At 37.3% G+C, this 21,592-nt stretch carries 15 protein-coding genes and 1 CRISPR repeat array; of the genes, 8 read left to right on the top strand and 7 right to left on the bottom strand.

Features of this window, described 5'->3' with window-relative positions:
• Nucleotides 1-103 precede the first annotated feature (103 nt).
• Nucleotides 104-2,281: a TonB-dependent receptor domain-containing protein gene (locus tag KPC_RS07055; protein WP_121973700.1), complete on the top strand. Its 2,178-nt coding sequence runs from the start codon at nt 104-106 to the stop codon at nt 2,279-2,281.
• Nucleotides 2,282-2,308: 27 nt separating this feature from the next.
• Here the strand turns inward: KPC_RS07055 and KPC_RS07060 are convergent, their stop codons facing one another.
• Both KPC_RS07060 and KPC_RS07065 read right to left on the bottom strand, forming a co-directional pair.
• On the bottom strand, nt 2,309-3,319 hold the full coding sequence (locus KPC_RS07060) for a hypothetical protein (RefSeq protein ID WP_121973701.1): 1,011 nt from the start codon (nt 3,317-3,319) through the stop codon (nt 2,309-2,311).
• Nucleotides 3,320-3,344: 25 nt separating this feature from the next.
• Entirely contained in the window at nt 3,345-4,337 is a 993-nt protein-coding gene (locus KPC_RS07065; RefSeq protein WP_121973702.1) for an alpha/beta fold hydrolase, read from the bottom strand.
• A 320-nt stretch (nt 4,338-4,657) separates the two neighbouring features.
• On the opposite strand from KPC_RS07065, the gene KPC_RS07070 reads away from it, so the two are divergent.
• Nucleotides 4,658-5,272: a carbonic anhydrase gene (locus KPC_RS07070; RefSeq protein WP_121973703.1), complete on the top strand. Its 615-nt coding sequence runs from the start codon at nt 4,658-4,660 to the stop codon at nt 5,270-5,272.
• A gap of 42 nt (nt 5,273-5,314) precedes the next feature.
• On the opposite strand, the gene KPC_RS07075 is transcribed toward KPC_RS07070, so the two are convergent.
• Nucleotides 5,315-6,523, bottom strand: coding sequence for an MFS transporter (locus KPC_RS07075; RefSeq protein ID WP_121973704.1), 1,209 nt, complete (start codon nt 6,521-6,523; stop codon nt 5,315-5,317).
• A gap of 153 nt (nt 6,524-6,676) precedes the next feature.
• Here KPC_RS07075 and KPC_RS07080 point away from each other — a divergent pair, with 153 nt between their 5' ends.
• Entirely contained in the window at nt 6,677-7,237 is a 561-nt protein-coding gene (locus KPC_RS07080) for a TetR/AcrR family transcriptional regulator (protein WP_121973705.1), read from the top strand.
• Between the two features lies 1 nt (nt 7,238).
• Here the strand turns inward: KPC_RS07080 and KPC_RS07085 are convergent, their stop codons facing one another.
• Nucleotides 7,239-7,874, bottom strand: coding sequence for an arylesterase (locus tag KPC_RS07085; protein ID WP_407641981.1), 636 nt, complete (start codon nt 7,872-7,874; stop codon nt 7,239-7,241).
• Between the two features lie 19 nt (nt 7,875-7,893).
• Here KPC_RS07085 and KPC_RS07090 point away from each other — a divergent pair, with 19 nt between their 5' ends.
• Both KPC_RS07090 and KPC_RS07095 read left to right on the top strand, forming a co-directional pair.
• The gene (locus tag KPC_RS07090) at nt 7,894-8,631 is read left to right on the top strand and encodes an ABC transporter ATP-binding protein (RefSeq protein ID WP_121973707.1); all 738 of its coding nucleotides are present in this window, start codon (nt 7,894-7,896) and stop codon (nt 8,629-8,631) included.
• Complete coding sequence (locus tag KPC_RS07095; protein WP_121973708.1) at nt 8,628-11,138, top strand: ABC transporter permease; 2,511 nt, start codon at nt 8,628-8,630, stop codon at nt 11,136-11,138. The genes KPC_RS07090 and KPC_RS07095 overlap by 4 nt, the downstream gene beginning before the upstream one ends.
• Before the next feature lie 142 nt (nt 11,139-11,280).
• Nucleotides 11,281-13,349: direct repeats of the CRISPR family, unit length 28 nt; unit sequence GTTCACCATCGTGTAGATGGTTTAGAAG.
• Nucleotides 13,350-13,448: 99 nt separating this feature from the next.
• Here the strand turns inward: KPC_RS07095 and KPC_RS07100 are convergent.
• Nucleotides 13,449-14,261, bottom strand: coding sequence for a rhomboid family intramembrane serine protease (locus tag KPC_RS07100; RefSeq protein WP_121973709.1), 813 nt, complete (start codon nt 14,259-14,261; stop codon nt 13,449-13,451).
• A 78-nt stretch (nt 14,262-14,339) separates the two neighbouring features.
• Here KPC_RS07100 and mtgA point away from each other — a divergent pair, with 78 nt between their 5' ends.
• Entirely contained in the window at nt 14,340-15,014 is a 675-nt protein-coding gene (mtgA, locus tag KPC_RS07105) for a monofunctional biosynthetic peptidoglycan transglycosylase (protein ID WP_121973710.1), read from the top strand.
• A gap of 116 nt (nt 15,015-15,130) precedes the next feature.
• Nucleotides 15,131-17,212 (top strand): polyphosphate kinase 1, encoded by a 2,082-nt coding sequence (gene ppk1 / locus KPC_RS07110; RefSeq protein WP_121973711.1) that lies wholly within the window; start codon nt 15,131-15,133, stop codon nt 17,210-17,212.
• Nucleotides 17,213-17,986: 774 nt separating this feature from the next.
• Here ppk1 and KPC_RS07115 read toward each other — a convergent pair.
• Together KPC_RS07115 and KPC_RS07120 are read right to left on the bottom strand one after the other, a co-directional pair.
• Nucleotides 17,987-19,027, bottom strand: coding sequence for a phenylacetaldoxime dehydratase family protein (locus KPC_RS07115; protein ID WP_121973712.1), 1,041 nt, complete (start codon nt 19,025-19,027; stop codon nt 17,987-17,989).
• A gap of 2 nt (nt 19,028-19,029) precedes the next feature.
• Nucleotides 19,030-20,043: a carbon-nitrogen hydrolase family protein gene (locus KPC_RS07120; RefSeq protein WP_121973713.1), complete on the bottom strand. Its 1,014-nt coding sequence runs from the start codon at nt 20,041-20,043 to the stop codon at nt 19,030-19,032.
• A gap of 244 nt (nt 20,044-20,287) precedes the next feature.
• Here KPC_RS07120 and KPC_RS07125 point away from each other — a divergent pair, with 244 nt between their 5' ends.
• A complete protein-coding gene (locus tag KPC_RS07125) occupies nt 20,288-21,241 on the top strand; it encodes an AraC-like ligand-binding domain-containing protein (RefSeq protein WP_171334437.1) in 954 nt (317 codons plus the stop codon).
• The last annotated feature ends 351 nt before the right edge of the window (nt 21,242-21,592 follow it).

Consider the following 21,592-nt stretch of genomic DNA (forward strand, 5'->3'; position numbering starts at 1 on the left):
TGTTAAAATATATGAAAATGATAATCATTTGCAATTAATTGTGAGTTTATGTAGTATTGCCTCCGAAATATTCATATTTTCTTCATAATCTGGTTGGTTTGAAATGAATTCTCCTTTTAAAAGATCGTTGTTAGCTTCGGCTATTTTTATTAATTTTTCGGGGTATAGTTTTGCAGAAAGCCTTACTCAAGAAGAACAAAATCAAAATAAACTGGAAACAATAGTACTGACAGCAAGCGGTCAGGCAACAGATATCAAAGATGCCCCAGCTTCTATTTCTGTCATCACTGCTGAAGATATAGCAAAGCGTCCAGTAGCTAGTCTGGCTGATTTGATTAAACGTGTTCCTGGTGTGACAGGGGGATTAAGTACAAATGGAGATGGTTCAAAAATAAAACTTCGTGGTTTGCCTGAAAATTACACACTAATCCTTATTGATGGTAAAAGAATAGGTTCTTCAAGAGACACCAATTATCGACCTGATCTGGGACGTCAAGACCTAAACTGGATTACACCAGATATAATTGAGCGTATTGAAGTTGTCCGTGGTCCGATGTCTTCACTATATGGCTCTGATGCTATGGGAGGGGTGATTAATATTATTACCAAAAAAATTCAGGATCATTGGGGGGGTTCTGCAACATATAATTATACCCAACCAACGACTTCGGGTGATCGTGGACGTACATTTCAAACAGGAACAATGCTGTCTGGACCTCTAGCAAATAATGTTGGTTTGCGTTTAAATGCCAGCCAGATACGTAGAGAATCTGATAAGGATTTTGTAAATTATTCTGTTCCTAGAGGTGGTAATAGCAATTTAAATAGAATTGATGGTACAACAGGTTACATTAATAATAATTTTGGCGGGCTTTTAAACTTTAAGTTGAATGATCAACATGATCTTTCATTAGAGGCACGCTATGGCGTAGAAAAAAATCTACGTTCAGAAGGAATAACTACGATTGACCCATCTAGTGGAAAAATAACAAAACAGAATGGGACTAATAGTTGGGGAGCTTCAAAATTAGAAACGCATGGTTATACGGCTTCGTGGGATGGGCGCTGGTCAAATGACATTAGCTCAAAATTGTCAGCTTACTATAATGATTATGATCAGTCTGGTGACGGGACAACAGCGAAATCCAATGAAACGGTAGTTGAAGGTAACATTAATGTTCCTTTTGAATTTTTAATACCAAACACCTTGACTTTTGGTGGGCAATGGCGTCGTCAAGAGCTAAATAATACTGATACTATTGGTACACCATTGACTGATGATAAAGGGATGGTAATTAAAGACAAAAATGGAAATCCTGTTACGAGTTATGATGGTAAAAACTATGTTGGAGCTTCAAAGCTAGATGGAAAAACATGGGCCTTATTTATAGAAGACACGCTTGATATAGGAGACAAGCTAAAACTTACTTTGGGTAATCGCTATGATCACGATGATAAGTTTGGCGATCATCATAGTCCACGTGGATATCTTGTTTTTTCTCCAACAGACAATTGGACAATTAAAGGTGGGGTAGCATCAGGTTTTAGAGCACCAACCATTAAAGAAAGTACTGCAGGTGCGGCAACTAAATCTCGGGGTAATGGTTGTACAAGTTTAAAAGGGACTGAGTGGATAGATGAAAATAAACAGAAACACATTTATACAACAGGGGCATGTTATATGGCAGGTAATGCCAACTTAAAACCTGAAAAAAGTACCAATTATGAAATTGGTATTAATTATACAGGGCATGATTCTAATATCAGCTTGACATATTTTTATACCGATTTTGAAAACAAAATCGAATATGCTCCATTAGGAATTTATAATGGAATATGGTGGACGCAACTTCAAAATATCCAAAAAGCCCGAACGAAAGGTCTTGAGTTCAGTGCAGCTATCCCATTGTTTGACCGGTTAAACTGGACAAACACAGCAACTTATTTCTTTGAATCTAAAAATTTGGATACTGGAAAGGCATTGATTAATACACCAAAGTTAACAGCCACATCATCTTTGGATTATAAAATTACTGATCCTTGGTCGGTGAATATTCTAGCTGAATATGTAGGTAAACAATATACTACAAATGCAACTCAGAGTAGTGTTTTACAAAAACCACATACGATAGTAGGTTTGGCTACAAATTATGTTGTGAATGATAATGTTACTGTTCGTGCGGGTATTAATAATTTATTTGATAAACAGATGGCGAAGAGTAGTTCCGACTACTATTTGGAAGGGCAATCAGCATTTGTTGGAATGACACTAAAATTTTAGTGTCAAATCCTTATAGAAAAAGGCGCATTACGCGCCTTTTTCTATATTTAAAATTTGTAAAGCTTGTTCAGAATAATAAAATTTTTCTAAATAATGACGTGCTCGGGTACGTAAATGCCCTGAAGAAACCATTTGTTGAATAATAGGTTCAAGGAGTTTTTGTAATTCGTTTTGAATGAGCGCTTCATCAATATTGATATCACGAAAGATCAGATCAAAATTACGCTCTTGATTACGTACATACCACGCATAGACACCATCATGGATCTGTTTTTTTAGATAGTCTGTCTGACGTAAATGTTCCCAGACTTCATGACCTAAAGCTACTGTTTTTGGGAGGTCATTGACTTCAATATAACTTTTGATTGTAGATAGCGGTACGGCTTTGATCTTATGCCAGAGATTTGCCTGAAAGTGATAAAGCTTATTGTCATCAAAGTTCTGGTTTAAAATATTTTCACTTAATTGGCTAATTTTAATAATATTTTTTTGAAGATAGTGTTTAACAGTATCGTCAAGATTGGTATCTGTAACTGATTCCAGAACAGATTTTCCCATTTTCATAAAACGTCCCACACCAGGAACTTTTTTATTCATGACTGAATTATCAATATAGTCTTGGATGGAATGATGAATGAGCTGGGTCAGGGTATCTGAAAAAGAAGGATTATTGACAATCCTTTTTATTAGGGCTTTACGATGACCTGACTTGCTTGAAATATATAGTGCAATTTTATCAATCGTTATTACGGGAATGATGTCTTCTACCTTGGTTTCATCATTGACAGGATGAACCAGTGCAAAACGAATATGTTCAGCAATCTGTTCAATTAGAAAATTACTTGCAGGTGTAGCTAAAATTTGTTTCTGAATCAGATGATTGATATCTTCTAAACTCCACAACTCTTGCAGACGTTTTTGTCTAAGCCAGTGGTAGAAGTTTATGAATTCCGTTTGTATCGTTTCCGGTTCAGAAAATTCTTGATCTAAAAAAGCCAGATGGGCTTCAATTAGTTGTTCAATAAGCGGGTTTTTCATAAATTTCTACCCTTTATACCTTTAATTATGGGGTTGGGAGGTTATTTACTTTTCTTAAAAAAGGTAAATAGTTCTGAATAATAAGTTGATCAGCCTCAAGCACTGGCACGTGACCCACGTGTTCTAGCACAATAGGCGTCTCAGCTTTTTTTAATTTGCTTTTTAGCTCAGTAGCAATTTCTACATTGGCAATCTTATCTTGCTTCCCCCAAATGATAAGGGTAGGTGCCTGAGTATTTGCCAACATTTTATTAAAAGCAGTTTTATTATAATACTGATTAATATTACTTATTTCATTGATTACTTTTGAATTTTCCTCAGATTCAGCAATGAGTGCTTTTTCCTGCTCTTTTTTAATCACACCAGGAATAAAAGGCGGGTTTGACATCATGGTTTTCATTACATAATCATAATCACCAGGCTTAGACACTATGAGCTGTTTTAGATAAACAGGATTTTTTAAATAGACTGTATTACTGTTGTTAAATGGTCCACCGATACTCATTAGAAGCAAGCTTTTGGTATCTTCTGGATATTTTGATGCATAAAATAACGCTAAAGATCCACCTATCGAATGACCAGCAATATTTAAATTATTTTGGATACTCGCCGTTTCGATAAAACGTCGTAATTGTTCAGTGACATTATTTAAAGATAAATCATATTCGGCAGGAAACAGCTTTTTATTAGAACTTGGCAGGTCGGGTATGACAACATGAAAGTATGGTGTTAAATCATGTGCGATTTTGTTCCAGCTATCCCGATTACTGCCCAATCCATGTAAAAGAAGGATAGTGGGATTTTTGATATTACCACCTTCACTATAAGTCCATGCTATATCGCCAACACGTAATGTTTTGCTGGTTAAACCAGCCCATGCTCTCTCTTCTTGCTGAATTTTTAGATAATCAATACGTTCTTCAGTCGCATTTGCCATGTTATTAAAACTTAATGCTGTCAAACCAAGTGTAATAGCAAGACAGAAGTGTGCCATTTTATGAGAGAGCGTTCGAGTCATTCAATTTTTCCTTTTAAATCGGCTCGCATTATATAAAAGCATTTTTATCATGATTGAAGTGATTTGTTTATGCATTGTTGTGGATTTCACATATTGTCTGATTTGTGGTCAATATGCTGGTTTATGTTAAAAAATGGAATTTGTTTAAATAGTTAATTTTCAAAAAAATCTAGGAAAAATGTTATTTAATAGACATTTAAAATAGATCATTTGAAAAAATAACAAAAATTGTAACAGAGTTTATTTTTTGCAAGTGACATTCAAAATTCACAGCATTAAAATGGTCAGAATATCCAAATACCAAATATATGGGAAAAAACATGCTAACTGCTCAAGAAGCTTTAGATCGTTTAAAACAGGGAAACCAGCGTTTTGTTAATGGTGAAACACAGCACATTAAGCTTTTAACGCATCAACAACGAGCTGAGATGGCAGAAAGTCAGGATCCTTTTGCAATTGTTTTAGGTTGTTCCGATTCGCGTGTTCCAGCAGAAATGGTTTTTGATCAAGGACTAGGAGATCTGTTCGTCATTCGTGTTGCTGGTAATATTGTCGCTCCATCACAAGTAGGCAGCGTAGAATTTGCAGCGGAGAGTTTTCATTGTCCAGTCGTTGTTGTGTTAGGGCATACACACTGTGGAGCGATCAGTTCAACTATCGCTGCATTACGTAATCCTGATCAACCACCTTCTGCAAACTTGATGTCTATTGTCAATCGTGTACGTCCATCTGTAGAAATTCTGATGCAAACCGAGTTAAAGGATGATTTAACAAAGTTATCTATGCATGCCGTGAAGTCAAATGTATTTGCATCAGTTAACCAGTTACGTCATGGTTCAGCTGTTCTGGAAAATCTGATTGCTAAAGGCAAATTGAAAGTTGTGGGTGCAGAGTATTCATTGGAAACAGGTGAAGTAACTTTCTACGATTTTTAAATGAATGAATAATAAAAAGTCAGTAATTATACTGGCTTTTTATTATTCAGCCTGAACTCTCTGATCTCGAAGTACTAAACAAAGTGCCAGCAATGCTAAAAATACAATTAAAGAACCATAAATATTTGCACTGTTAATCAAGCCAATTTTATTAACCAGATAACCCGCTATAATAGCTGGAATACTAAAGGCAAGGTAACTCTCTACAAAAAATGCCGCCATGAGACCAGCGCGTTGTTCTGGCTGGGCGAGTGGCATGACGGAACGAATTGCTCCCATAAATCCTGAGCCAAATCCAATACCAGCAATAATTGATCCTGAAAATAACAGCGTTGCCTGAGTTAAGTTAACACCCAACAGAATAATTAGAGCACCAATCATGATGGTAATCGTACCAGTAAGTAGAATGATTGAGGTTTTGGATTGTCTTAATAAGAATATGGCAATTGCTCCCGAAATTGTAAGTGCAATAAAACTTAAGCCACTTAACCATGCGGAATGTGTATTGAATGCTTTAGCGAGTAGCGATGGCATTAAAGACAGATAAAAACCACTTACCATCCAGAGGGCAATATTGACTGGGCTAACCTTAAGCAGAGCATGTCTTGCTTGAACAGGGATTGCCATTTTAGGCTTTAAAGATGCCCATGCCCCGACTCTTTTTTTAGCTGTTTCAGGAGCTATGCAGCATAGGCAGAGCTCAATAAATAAAGTAAAAATAAGGACTTCAAAGATTAACTGCAGTGGAAACGTTGAAAATTGCAGGATTGTGCACGCAATAAGTGCCCCAAAGGCCATACCAATCATTGGACAAATACTGTTAATGAGAGAGCCATGTTCTTTGCTTAAATCCAGCAAAGAAGCGCCAATCGCAGAAACAGCTAATCCAGTTGCAACTCCTTGCAATGCCCGGGCAATAAATAACATCACTGGAGCAGAAGCATATAAAAATAAAACCATTGAGCTGATTTGCAAGACAAGTGCCAAAAGAATGACAGGCTTACGTCCTATATAGTCAGAAAGTGAGCCAATGACCAGCAGTGATGCTAGTAAAGAAAAAGCATATATAGCAAAAATTAATGTCAATATAACAGGGGAAAAAAGCCAGATTTGTTGATATAGGCGATATAACGGTGTCGGGGCGCTCGAGGCTGCCATAAATGTCATTAGGGTTAAGGTATGCAGAATCAATGCAGATTTTGGGCTTAATCTGAATCCAGCATTGGGGTGTTTTAAACTTGAATTATTCATACAAAGCCCATACCATAAAAGCTAATATTTAGCTTTTATACACGAAACGATTTACTAACGCAAAGATTTTGCTTTAATGAAATTGATGGTTTTGTGTAAAATATCTTCAATTTTTTGATAAATCACATGATATATCAAATCAGGCGGTTTCAAATGACAAAAAATGTTACAGGTTTACGTCCTGGTGGTCGAAGTGCAAGAATTCAGGAAGCAGTTCATTGTGCTGTACTGGCATTACAACAAGAATTGGAACAGAGCCAGATTACTGTTCCAATGATTGCCATGAGAGCTGGTGTAACACCCTCTACGATTTATCGGCGTTGGGGGGATATCCAACAGCTTTTTTCTGATGTAGCTTTTTCAAAGTTACAGCCTGACAGTCTTCCCCGGGATTTAGGTTCATTTCGTGAAGATTTATATGCTTGGGTTGAACAGTATTATGAAGAATACTCTTCATCAGTCGGGCGTGCGTTATTGAAAGATGTACTGGCTGCTCAAGATACACAAACTGCTGAACGTTGTTATGATTTGGTCAGTCAACAGCTTGATGTGATAAGGGAAAGAGCGATCCAGCGAAATGAGAATTTTATAGAAAACCGGCTTATTATCGAGATTGTAGTTGCACCATTAATTTATATGATTTTATTTTCAAGTCAGCAGCTTGATCTGGATTTTGTGCATAAACTTTTAATACGTTTGTTTGAAGACCAATAGCTTATAGCGCAGATTTGATATATGGATAGGCATTGTCCAGTAAAATTTTTTGTGCCTGTGCATTTGGATGAATCAAATCTTGCTGCATAAAGTTTTTATTGCCAGCAATACCCTGCATAAAAAATGGTAATAATTTGATATTGTATTTTTGACTAATGATTTTGTAGTTATTCTCAAATGCTGTGCTATAGGCAGTGCCATAGTTTGGTGGAATTTTCATTCCAAATAAAATGACTTTTGCATCAGCTTTCTGGCTTAATTTTACCAGATTTTCCAGATTTTTTTGGATCATTTGCGGTGGTTGACCACGTAACCCATCATTACCACCTAATTCAATTACTACGATATCAGGCTTATGTGTTTGTAAAAGTTTTGGAAGTCTAGCCAATGCGCCACTGGTTGTCTCACCACTGACACTTGCATTGACCACTCTATGCTGTTTCGGATACTGTTGATTTAATCTTTGCTGTAACAAATTGACCCAGGCTTGATCTGGATTGATACCAAAGCTTGCACTAACACTATCACCCAGAATCATGATGGTTTTTGCAAATACAGTAAGAGGGCTTAGACTCAATGCAATAATCATGAGTCTAACTAAATAATTTCTCAATATTTTTATATTTACAATTTTCATAGTCTGCATAGGTTTTTGTATGGTCCAGCTTGCTTCAACAACATCTATCATGCCACAAGCCATTATATCTGCACATGGGCTAACACAGCACATTCAATTACATAATAAAAACCTAACGATTTTATCTGGGCTAGATTTAGAAATTTTTGCAGGCGAACAGGTTGCAATTACAGGTCGTTCAGGTTCTGGAAAATCAACTTTACTCGGAATTTTGGCAACACTGGATCAGGCATCTGCTGGACAACTATATGTTTGTGGTGAGCCAATACATGAACTTAATGAAGAACAACGAGCCAATGTCAGGCTTAAACACATTGGTTTCGTATTCCAGTCTTTTCAACTCTTGCCACATTTATCTGCTCTTGAAAATGTGATGTTACCGCTACGATTACATCGGGATTTTCATTATAAAGAAGCAGAACACAAAGCCTTAAAGTTGCTTGAACAGGTGGGGTTGGCTGATCAGACTGGTCAAACACCTAAAGTCTTGTCAGGTGGAGAGCAACAACGTGTTGCTATCGCACGTGCACTGATTACTGAACCTGATATTGTCTTTGCTGATGAGCCTACGGGCAATCTGGATGGGCATACTGCTACAGAAATAGAACAGTTACTGTTTGATTTAAATCAAGCTTTGGGAACAACATTAGTTTTGGTTACACATGACCCTAAACTGGCTGCACAGTGTCAGCGGCATTTTGAACTCGTTGATGGACAACTTATTGAGCATTCATCTAAACAAGGTGTCAGGGCATGATGGGATTATTCAAACCTTTACTCCGTCAGAGTTTTCAAAGTACAGGAATTTATTTGCTCATTATTGCCTTGAGCTTGGCAATTAGTGCAACGACTGCATTAAAGTTTAGTAATGATCAGGTACAACATGCGGTCGAATTACAGGCAGCAAAAATGCTAGCTGCTGATCTGGTATTAAGTGACCAGCAACCGATACAACAGAACTGGAAAATACAAGCGCAACGCTTAAATCTAGAACAGTCTGAAGTGACGATGTTTGGTTCAATGGCACATACCAATGACCAGTTTGTGATGGTAAATGTTAAAGCTATTGATTCGGCATTTCCACTGCGAGGAGAATTGACTGTTCAGCCTATGGCTAAGCAGATTAAATCAGGTGAAGTCTGGTTGAGTCAAAGGGCAATGGATCTGCTTCATGTCAATATCAGGGATGATATAAAAATTGCCGATGGGACATTTAAGGTTGCTGCAAAAATTCAGCATGACTCAAATCAGGAGATCGGTTTTTCGGCATTTTCTCCAACTGTTATTATTAGTCATCAGGATATTGCCAAAACAAATGCCATTCAGACAGGAAGTCGTATTGAATATCGACTGCTCCTTTCAGGAAGCCCTAAGCAAGTCCAAGCTTATAAGCAACTATTTCAGCAGTTTGAAAATAAAGAAAAAAATAAAAACCAGTTACAACCTCAAACTCAATATTCTGAATCATCTACAGAACAAGCCATTGGGGCAGCAAGTACCTTAAAACTTCGAGATGCTGGCGATGCCAACACACGGTTAATGAAACCGATTCAAAATCTGGATACATTCTTAAAGCTTGCCAATATTTTGACCATATTATTATGTGGTATTGCAATTGCTTTAACCAGCCAGCGTTATGTACAGCAAAATCATGATCATATTGCTCTCATTCGTTGTTTGGGGGCAAAGCGAAGCCAGATTTTAAATGCTTATGTTTTATTACTATTGATTGTTGTGGGGATTTCCATACTTATCGGTAGTGTTTCGGGGCTTATACTTGGGTATGCATTATTAGAATTGATGCTGGGGCTTATTCCAAATCTTGAACTGCAATTTTCATTGTTCGACTTATTGTTAGGTCCATTACCTATTGCGATTTTTACCAGTGCGATCGTACTTTTTGGTTTTGTTTTGCCGAGTCTTTGGGCACTGTTAAACACACCACCTATTCGAGTCATTCGGCAACAAGAAAAAAATGTGATGTCACTTGCTGCAATGATCGGGATCGGAATTATAAGCTTGATTATATTCAGCTTTGTCTTGACTTCTGATTTAAGATTAACGGCTTTAGTCATTACAGCCGTTATTTTGTTAAGTGTACTTTTATATTTTTTAGTTTGGGGAATACTTAAACTCTTTAAGGCTCTGAAAAATCAGATTTCAAGCTATGTCAGGACGCCATCACAAACTGCTTTGCAAGTGACTGCTTTGGCTTTGGGGTTAAGCCTGATTACGGTACTTGCTGTTCTAAGAACTGATTTGCTGGAACGATGGCTGCAACAGTTACCAGCAGGAACACCAAATCAGTTTGTCTATGGTCTACCTCCATTTGAACTACAACAATTTAAACAGCAGTTAAAGCAGCATCAGTGGAAAAGTACAGCACTGTATCCAAATATTCGTGGTCGTCTAGTGGCTAAAAATGGTCAAGCATTTCCCAATGAAATCATAGAGAAAAAAAATTCGCTGAAACGGGAGCTTAATTTGACTCAGACAGAACACTATCCAGAAGACAACAAAATACTTGCTGGTAACATGGTTTTGAAAAATGTAGGTGATGTCTCGGTAGAGTCCAAACTGGCAGAGGAGTTGGGAATCAATGTTGGTGATAAACTGACATTTAGTCTTCCGGAAGGGCAGCTTATAGGCAATGTTGTCAATATCCGTTCAGTTGAATGGCAAAGTTTTAGCCCTAATTTCTTTTTTATTTTTGCTCCAAATACCTTAGATGAAAATGCAGGTAGTTATCTGGGGAGCTTTTATGTCCCCGCAAATGAAAAAAAGCAGTTAGTTAGTCTGGTTCAGCAATTTCCGAATACAGTATTTATTGATGTTTCATTAATTTTAGATGAAGTTGCTCGTTTAATTAATGTGTTAGTACAAATCGTGACTGTGCTTGCCATATTAGTCAGTTTATCGGGGTTTTTAGTCCTTATAGCATGTATTAATTTACTGATGGACGAGCGGAAAAGGGAAGTTGCCTTACTTCGTTCGTTTGGTAGTTCCAAAGCCAAACTTAAAAATATGATGAGTATGGAGATCGGTTTTATCGGATTGATGGCAGGAATCGTGTCTTGTTTCTTTGCTGAAGTGATCAGTGCGATTGCAAGTTATAAGATGGAGTTGATTATTCAAGTACATTGGGAGATTTGGATTATTTTACCAGTCGTTATGACGGTGTTATGTATGCTCATCGGACGTTACCGTTTGAGTTATTTAAGTGAGATTCCACCTTTACAGAGTTTAAGGGAAATCAATCAGTGATTCCTGGATTTAGCTTCGATTTTATGTTGTGAGAAAGTTATTTTTAAATCAATCAATTAGGATGTTCGTTGGAAATAAAGTGTTAATGATAAAAAATATGCTATCTTATTTATATCACTAGGGTTTTGTTTTTTAAACTCTAGTTCACCATCGTGTAGATGGTTTAGAAGACTTTGATTCATCCTCTGTTAAACCCACGCCTGTTCACCATCGTGTAGATGGTTTAGAAGATAAGTTGACCATGCTCATTCATTTCATAAATGTTCACCATCGTGTAGATGGTTTAGAAGGTAAGCATAGCGAGGATCAAATTGATTACCCAGTTCACCATCGTGTAGATGGTTTAGAAGATCCTTTGCCAAAAGTTGAGAATGAACTTAATGTTCACCATCGTGTAGATGGTTTAGAAGAAAGTATTCCAACTCTATCCTTAATTTCATTAGTTCACCATCGTGTAGATGGTTTAGAAGCATTGCCCCAGCAGCGCCCTGCCAGTTCTTGATGTTCACCATCGTGTAGATGGTTTAGAAGTTGATAGTGAATCGATAGGTAAAGAGCTAGATGTTCACCATCGTGTAGATGGTTTAGAAGAAGATGGATCAAATCCTTTCCAGTCTCTTTGAGTTCACCATCGTGTAGATGGTTTAGAAGTCCGCACCGCCATTGCTTCGCATGACGAAGATGTTCACCATCGTGTAGATGGTTTAGAAGTTGTTACGTGCCGTCTTACTGAATGCATCTTCGTTCACCATCGTGTAGATGGTTTAGAAGAATATTTAAAACCAAGAATTGGCTTATTAAGTGTTCACCATCGTGTAGATGGTTTAGAAGAGTGTGAAGCGTGGATCTGCCAGCCTGATTCAGTTCACCATCGTGTAGATGGTTTAGAAGTGATTCACGAATCGAAGATTGACGTCATTCAAGTTCACCATCGTGTAGATGGTTTAGAAGTTGGTAGGGGATATATTTACTCAGGATTACCTGTTCACCATCGTGTAGATGGTTTAGAAGAGTCGTCATATTCGGCTGCCCGTGGTGCATTAGTTCACCATCGTGTAGATGGTTTAGAAGGTGTTCGCGCCAATCATGGAAATTCTTGTTCAGTTCACCATCGTGTAGATGGTTTAGAAGACTTTGATTCATCCTCTGTTAAACCCACGCCTGTTCACCATCGTGTAGATGGTTTAGAAGTCGTAGCAATAACCACAGCAGTTGATAAAAGTGTTCACCATCGTGTAGATGGTTTAGAAGCATATCATTTAAGCTTTGATTTGCTTTTTTGAGTTCACCATCGTGTAGATGGTTTAGAAGACGCTCATCACCCATCCAGTTTTCATCAAAATGTTCACCATCGTGTAGATGGTTTAGAAGAAAACACATCCAGTGGTTTTGAGTAATCATTAGTTCACCATCGTGTAGATGGTTTAGAAGGTAAATATCTAACCCAATAAATGCGAAATACTGTTCACCATCGTGTAGATGGTTTAGAAGCTTAGTGCAATCTGCATCTTTCTTATATTGCCGTTCACCATCGTGTAGATGGTTTAGAAGTTAATTATGAATGTAGGGCATTGATTATCCCCGTTCACCATCGTGTAGATGGTTTAGAAGAGATAATGACCTCCATGCAGAATATAGGTTCAGTTCACCATCGTGTAGATGGTTTAGAAGTTACAGCAAAAGTAACTTTTTATATTTCTATTGTTCACCATCGTGTAGATGGTTTAGAAGAATAATCAAGTTTGTGGTAAATCATTAATAACGTTCACCATCGTGTAGATGGTTTAGAAGAAAGCCAAAGGGCATCATTATTGACCACGTTGGTTCACCATCGTGTAGATGGTTTAGAAGGACAATTTATTAATGCGCATCAGCGACGTGAAGTTCACCATCGTGTAGATGGTTTAGAAGAAATTGTTATCCGTCATCCAAATATCCACGTAGTTCACCATCGTGTAGATGGTTTAGAAGCGACGGCTAAAGACCCTCGGACTTTTCACAGTGTTCACCATCGTGTAGATGGTTTAGAAGAAAAATGCACTGTCGGGGAAATTGTCACTTCTGTTCACCATCGTGTAGATGGTTTAGAAGCGCCCCACCGAGTCGCTATCTCTATATATTCAGTTCACCATCGTGTAGATGGTTTAGAAGAAATACAGAATTAACAGATTATCCAGCTAATTGTTCACCATCGTGTAGATGGTTTAGAAGTGCAATGGATATTGTGCTTGAGATTTATTCAGGTTCACCATTGTATAGTGATTTATTAAATGAGGTCTAAATCATCCAGAAATAGATCTCATAGGTTTTCTACATTCCCAACTGATCTTTCATTTGTACCCAAATTTCTTGCCAAACTGGAGCAATAGGTTGCACAAGTTTCATTAAATATAAATAGATGAAATATGTTGCGATGATAGCAGCAATCAAAATAATGATTCTTGAGAGCATGCCCATTTTTTTCCGTTCAACATAATACCACGCGATAGCCAAAACAGCTCCCATGATCATTCCACCGACATGTGCTGCATTATTAATGCCAGAAGCTAGCATTCCGAAAGCCAAATTGATCACCATAATGGTGATCAATGATTTTTTATCGAGTAATAAACGCTGATGGGGCAAAGGTGAGAAAAAAGACAATGCTGTTAATGCACCACCAATTCCCATAACTGCACCTGATGCACCTGCACCAACTTTGGGTAAAAGATCGGGACTAAAGTTTTGAAGGAGTTCATAACTATGCTGAATATCGATATAGCCACTGAGTAGACTACCAGAAATGCCCGCAAGTAAGTAAAGTCCAAAAAAATACAGGCGACCAAACAAAACCTCAGCAATATTACCAAAAACATATAGCGCCCACATGTTCATCATGAGGTGGATCAAACCAAAATGAAAAAACATGCTACTAAAAATACGATAGGGTTCTTCGAGATAGGTTAATGGTGCATAATCAGCACCCCAGCGAAGAGCATCAACGATTTGAGGATTGCTAATATTGACACCACTGAAGATTTCCAGAACAAATAAGCCAACATTGATCGCAATAAAAAGAGCAGTGATTTTGCCAATTTTAAAGCTTGATTGTGTATAAACTGGCGGTGGATTATATTCAGCCATGCATTATATTTCGTTTGCGTAAGATATTTATTTGTAGCTTAGCATGAATTTTCCAGAAATCAGGAGTAACTGACTGACATGAAAGCTTTTATTGTTCGTATTTTGTTGATTATTGTCAGTCTATTTTTAATTGTACAACTTTGGATTTTTGGAAGTCTAGTCTGGTGGAGAACCAATCCCGTTGAAACGACCATGCTCATGCGTGTGACTTATTGGTCGGATCAGGTAGCAATTAAGCATGAATGGAAAGCCTATGATGACATTAGTGACAATTTTAAACATGCTGTCGTGGCAGCTGAAGATGCGAAGTTCATGAACCATCATGGTTTTGATTGGGATGGGATAGAAGATGCAGTGCATAGAAATCTGAAAAATGACAAAGTCGTGGCAGGTGGATCAACAATATCCCAGCAGCTTGCCAAGAACTTGTTTTTGTTTAATAAAAGATCTTTTGTTCGAAAAGGACAGGAAGCAATTGCAACATTGATGATGGAGCGGATGTGGAGTAAAAGGCGCATACTGGAAGTGTATATGAACTCTGTAGAATATGGTGATCATATCTTTGGAATCGAGGCTGCTTCACAATATTATTTTCATAAAAGCTCAAGAAGTTTAACGCGTTCGCAGGCTGCATTTTTAGCCGCTATTTTACCTGATCCAAAGTTTTATCAAGATCATCGTAACAATCGTAAGCTGCAATATCGCATGCGTTTGATCATGAAATATATGCGCTCAACTCATATTCCCGATTAATTTTTAAAAATCAGAGCTAAATGGTAGTGGATTGTCTATTTTTTTTAGCGTTTTTATGAAATTGTCACAAATTTGAAGCATACTTATAGATAACCCTAGAATTTCAGGTTTGTGGCATGAATACAGCAGTGACAACGACTCCAGCAGAATATACTTATAATGATCGCTATATTAATCGTGAATTGTCTATTTTAGATTTCCATTTGCGTGTTTTGGAGCAAGCGGTTGATCCGTTGCATCCACTACTTGAGCGTATGAATTTCCTGCTGATTTTTTCCCGTAATATGGATGAGTTCTTTGAGATTCGTGTAGCTGGGGTAATGGAACAATTGACTTTAGGCAATGAGAGCCGTAGTCCTGATGGCTTAACACCCAAACAAGTACTAGAGTCTATTTCAAAAACTGCACATGCTGCTGTAGAACGTCAATATCGTATCTTAAATGATGAAATTTTCCCTAAATTACGTGAAGAAGATATCTGCTTTTTACGTCGTGGGGAGTTAACCCCTGCCCAATCAGTCTGGGTAAAAAAATATTTTCAAGAGCAAGTTGCTCCAGTTTTAACTCCCATTAGTCTAGACCCTGCACATCCATTCCCAAGACTGGTCAATAAAAGCTTAAACTTTATTGTGACTTTGGAAGGTAAAGATGCTTTTGGTCGTCAAATCGATTTAGCTGTTGTCCCTGCACCACGTTCATTACCTCGTGTGGTTCGTCTGCCAGATGAGTTAACGGGTGGAAAAGAGCATTTTGTAATGCTATCCGCGATTATTCATGAACATGTTTCTGATTTATTTCCAGGTATGACTGCTACAGGATGTTATCAATTCCGTGTAACACGTAATGCTGATTTAGCCCTAAATGAAGATGTCGAAGATTTGGCAAAAGCACTTAAAGGTGAATTAAGCTCTCGCCGTTTTGGTCGGGCTGTACGTCTGGAAGTAACAGAAAATTGTCCACAGCATATTTATGAATATTTGCTTGATGAGTTTGATTTAGAAGAAGAACAGCTTTATAAAGTTGATGGTCCTGTAAATCTGGCACGTTTATTTTCAAATTTTAAGCGCCCGCATTTACGTTATGACTCTTATACTCCAGCAATTCCAAAAGTTTTTAAAAAGTCTGAAAGTATTTTTTCAGCGATGCAAAAACAGGATATTTTGCTACATCATCCATTTGAGTCTTTTGCCCCGGTAATCAATTTATTGCGTGAAGCTGCACGTGATCCTCAGGTTCTTGCAATTAAACAAACACTTTACCGTAGTGGTGCAGACTCTGAAATTGTTCAGGTACTTGCTGAAGCAGCTCGTAATGGTAAGGAGGTTACAGCTGTTATCGAGTTGCGTGCCCGTTTTGATGAAGAATCAAATATTGCAGTAGCGAACGTGTTACAAGAGGCGGGTGCTGTTGTTGTTTATGGCATAGTGGGCTATAAAACTCATGCCAAAATGATCCTGGTGGTTCGTCGTGAAAATAATAAATTAGTTCGGTATGTACATTTGGGAACGGGGAACTATCATGCAACCAATGCCCGTATTTATACTGATTATGGTCTGATGACCACAGATAAAGAGCTCTGTGAAGATGTGCATCGCATATTTCAGGAGTTAACAGGTATGGGAAAAATGGCGAAGTTAAAGAAACTTCTACATGCGCCATTTACACTGCATGCACAGCTGCTTAACTTTATTGAAGAAGAAATCGAAAATGCTAAAGCAGGTAAACCTGCACAAATTATTGTAAAAGTGAATGCTTTAACAGAAGTTCAACTTATCAATAAACTTTATGAAGCTTCGCAAGCAGGAGTGCAGATTGATCTGATTATCCGTTCAATTTGCTGTTTGCGTCCAGGACTTCCTAACTTATCAGAAAATATTCGGGTTCGTTCGATTGTGGGTCGATTCTTGGAACATACACGGGTTTATTATTTCAGTAATGCAGGAAACCCTCGTATTTATTGCTCAAGTGCTGACTGGATGGATCGTAACTTGTTTAATCGTGTCGAGGTTTGTTTCCCGGTTGAAGATCCCGCACTGAAAAAACGTATTTATCAGCAGGGTCTGGTTAATTATATTAAGGATAATACTCAAGCCTGGTTACTTCAAGGCAATGGTACTTGGGTTCGTGCTGAACCTAAAGATGGTGAAGAGTCACATAATGCTCAAAGAACTTTGATTGATATATTTAGTAATCAGTGATGCCATAATCTGCTTTTTATAAAGCAGTGAAACATAATGTTGTTATAGTAAAAGTCTAATCAAAGTTGATTGGACTTTTACTTTTTATTAAATTTAAAAAATTAACTTACATAAGTATGAGTATTTGAGTTTTAAAAGTATCTAGCATTGACCTTTAATGATAATAGTTAAAGTATTGATGATACGGAAAATGGAACTTTAGTTACTTGGTCAACCTATTATAATTCTGATCGTCTACCAAAAATCATATCAAAAGCGATTAATTCAGTAACCAAGGGTTTTTTATTATATGCAGCAAAATCATTATCCAGAATTGCAGTAAAAAACTCATGAAAAAGATAAAATTATGCTTTCCGATATTGTTCAATACCTTTGAATAGAGGAATTAAACTGATAGGAATGCTAAATTGAGACATACTTTTTTTATGAATGATCTTGAAATTTGTTAACAAAGCCTTGCTTAAATTGTCTCCTAAAATATCCACAAATTCTGTGGATAAAGTCGAGGATAACTATACAAGCTAAATGTACGTTTTTACTTACAACCCTTGAGGGCTTTGACGAATAGCCATATTTATACAAAATGCTTAATATGAACTCATCAGGAACAGGAAGTTCCGGAACACAAAACAACAATAATCAGTTCTTGCATCAGGATCGTGAGGTACGACAGGAGTTATACCTAACAAACCAATACGGAAAAGCCCGACAGGAAGTCGGGTTTTTTCATTCTAAGTCTGTATGAAATGAAAATGACTTTTTTATCATGGATCATTATTTATATTTCAGCAACCCAGTTTGAGCATGACAATTGATATATTCAAAATATTGAGATTGTTCCGGAACGACGATAACTTCATGAAATAATCTCAAATTTATTTGATAGTTCATGGTTTGCACATAGTTCATAAATTGACCAAAAATTTCGACATGAGTTGGATGAGATTTTGCCCACGCTTCAAGATGTTCAAGATCAATAAACTGGGCAAGTCCAAATGTTCTTTCGGTTGGTTGCCCAGTATCTTTATCAAGAACAGTCATATAACGACAATTGATACAGCCCTCAGCTGAACCCTCATCTCTTAAAAATAACATGCCTTTTTGTAGTACAGGTTCGACTTGAGCTAAATACAAACGGCGTTCTTTATCCTGTGTATATGACCAGTCCTGACCAGAGCGAATCAAACATAGATTTTTTCGCCCTTGTAACTTGATACGGGTATGGGATTGGGAAGTACATGAACCAACACGGGATTGTTCATGATTTAAATCATCTATCTGTGCACACGGCAAACGATCACGCATACTTCCATAATAACCGTGCTCTTGTATTTCATCACTCATTGATACTGCTAAATGAGCAATACCTTCAGGTGCATTTTGCACTGAAAAAATGGTTTCAAATTGACCAATTTCAGGGTAGTAGATTTCCAGAAAATAGCCAATATTTTCAGTTTCACGCTCATTATCATGCCACCATTCAAAAAAACCACTCTGTTTTGCCCAACGATGGAAAGTGGTTACATCTGCCCAATATCCAATTGTGATGAGATTATGGTATCCCTTGGAATCTTGCTCATAAGCAGGTACCCAATATCCAGGTGCATCATCACCGATAAAACGATAAGTAAATGGCTCTAAAGAATCTATATCGAGTTTCTGTTTAGATTGAATTCCAAAATAGGCCATGACCACCTGTTTTACATCTGCTGCAAAACGGGTCGTCCATGCAGGGTATGGAGGCACATAACCTGCATTCATTGTACGGGCTTTCGTAGGTTCAGTCCTTAGAGATTCAGGGATAGCTGATTCCATGACTAATCTCCTTTGAGTTCAGTAAATAACGAAAATTCACTTTCGATGTCCGTTTTAGTATTTGTAATATTCTTTTCAATAACTTTCGGCATTTCATGAATATTGAATAACAATTGAAATACATCTGGACGAGAATAATGTCCAACAGGATCAGCAGCGGCTTTGGCAAAAATAATATTGTCTAGATCTAAAGTCGCAATGAGCAAACCTTCTTGAGTTTCTGGTAATGGTTCTACTAGATCACGGCCATCTGGACCATATATTCGTGCATGACCACCACCAGTGTGCAAGAGTTGTTTCTTTGTTTCATCTGTGCAAAGAAAATCGTACATGTCTTGAGAAACGATGGCACATGGTGCAAGTACAAAACATTGACCTTCAGCAGCGTATAAACGAGAAGCAGCAGTATTAACCTCGGCACCGAGTGCTGCTGTAGCATCTTTATAAAGGCTGAAACTTGGCCAAGCTGCAATGTGAATTTGTTCGTGTTGAGAATACATTGCAAAACGAGTTAATGGTTGCAAATGCTCCCAACAGCATAGTGCGCCGATTGTACCTAACTCGGTTTCAAATGTTTTAATCGAACTTCCATCACTTTCACCAAATAATGTTCTCTCAACATGAGTTGCTTTCAATTTACGACGTGTTCCAATGGTTTCGCCATGATGATCAATAATCCATTGGGAAATATATAAACTGCCGTGGTCACGCTCACTAAATCCAAGTACAACGTGTATATGATTTTGTCGGGCCGCATCTGCAATTTGCTGCGCTTGAATACTATTTAAATCAAGTGAATTGATATGATATTGATAGACCAGTGGCATATTTGCCGCAGGTGAATCTAGCCATAAAAACCATGGGTATCCAGGAATCCATGTTTCAGGAAATGCGATAAGTTCAGCACCTTTTTGACTTGCTTCGGCAATTAATTCTATAGTTTTATCGACAGTTGCTTGCAGATCTAAAAAAACAGGTGCGGCCTGAACACAGGCAACTTTAATGAGCTTTTTCATGGTATTTCTCGTTGTAGTATGAATGGGCTTCTTTAGTTATAAATGTTATTTGTATGAAGTGATTATTCTGAGAAAGAACAAAAGCTATACTGGAAAGGAACTTTACGAGGAAGAGAATTTTTTATCCCTGCTGGCATAGAGATTGCTTGATTTACTCAATCAGTAGCTTTGATGGTCGCGCTTGAAAATTATGCAAAATGATTTACAGTCGATCATAGAGAGATCAAATTCAAGAGAAACAGTGATGTTAAATTTTGATACAAGAACCGTCCCTCTAAATCAACAGCATGACTATTGGCAAGAAGCGATTAGTCAGGTTTTTGTTCCTTTGAATTGTAATTTACCTACTGAAAATCCCTTTTTGGGAGTATTAGAGACAAAACAATGGACAAACTTACGTCTTGTTGCTGTAAAAGGACAAACTCAACATGTTGAACGTAACTGGCACAAAATTAGAAAAGATACCCATGATCAGATTCTGATGAGTATTTTGCTTTCTGGAAATATGGGAATCAATCAAAATGGCCGTGAAACAATGATCCAGCAAGGCCAATTTTCATTTTATGATGCTTATCAGCCCTATGATCTACATTTAAATGGTTCGTTTGACCAATTAGTGTTGATGATTCCTCGTTCTATTTTTCAAGATCGCTTTGGACGTATTGAGATCTTGAGTGCCCGCAGTTTTGGAAAAGATCACCCATTACAGCGTTTAGTACTGAATTTTTCAGAGAGTCTTTTGTCTTTACCTCATGAGTTATCTTTGGGGTTACAGGATACACTTCTGGATCAATATTTAGATCTATTGGGATGTATTGTCGCGGATACAGGCCAGAATCAAATAGAAAAACCGAGCAAAAGTACGACATTGCTTCAAATTAAGAACTTGATATTGCAACAAATCTCCAATTCAGATTTGAGCATTCATGATGTTGCTTATCATTTACAAATTAGTACGCGTTATGTGAGTAAGTTATTTCAACAGGAACATACCACATTTGGTCGTTATCTATTGGAAAATCGTTTGAAGCAATGCAAAAAGCTGCTATGTCATCCTTCATTTTACCCTCGGTCAATTAGCGAGCTTGCAATTCAAGTAGGTTTTAATGATATGTCTTATTTTTCACGTGAGTTTAAAAAATATTTTGGTATGTCACCGAAAGAAATGAAAAAAGAGCATAATTTGAGTAAATTTTAAAAGTCCAGAGAGTGACTTACGATGGTTATTGTCGATTTTGACTTACATGAGTTTAGGGAATTCACTCATAGGCAGACAAAAATTATTAACATAATATTAACCCATCAGGGACAGGAAGTTCCGGAACATAAAACAACAATAATCAGTTCTTGCATCAGGATCGTGAGGTACGACAGGAGTTATACCTAGCAAACCAATACGAAAAAGCCCGACAGGAAGTCGGGCTTTTTAAATTCTAAACAGATCAAAATAATCCATATTTAGTTTAGTTTTTTTAAAAAATGTTACATTATTCATGAGAGTAAATTAAGTTATAAATTTTAATTTACTTTTAATTAAGTCATTATAAAT

This window comes from Acinetobacter stercoris, assembly GCF_900323515.1.
Classification (GTDB): Bacteria; Pseudomonadota; Gammaproteobacteria; order Pseudomonadales; family Moraxellaceae; genus Acinetobacter; species Acinetobacter stercoris.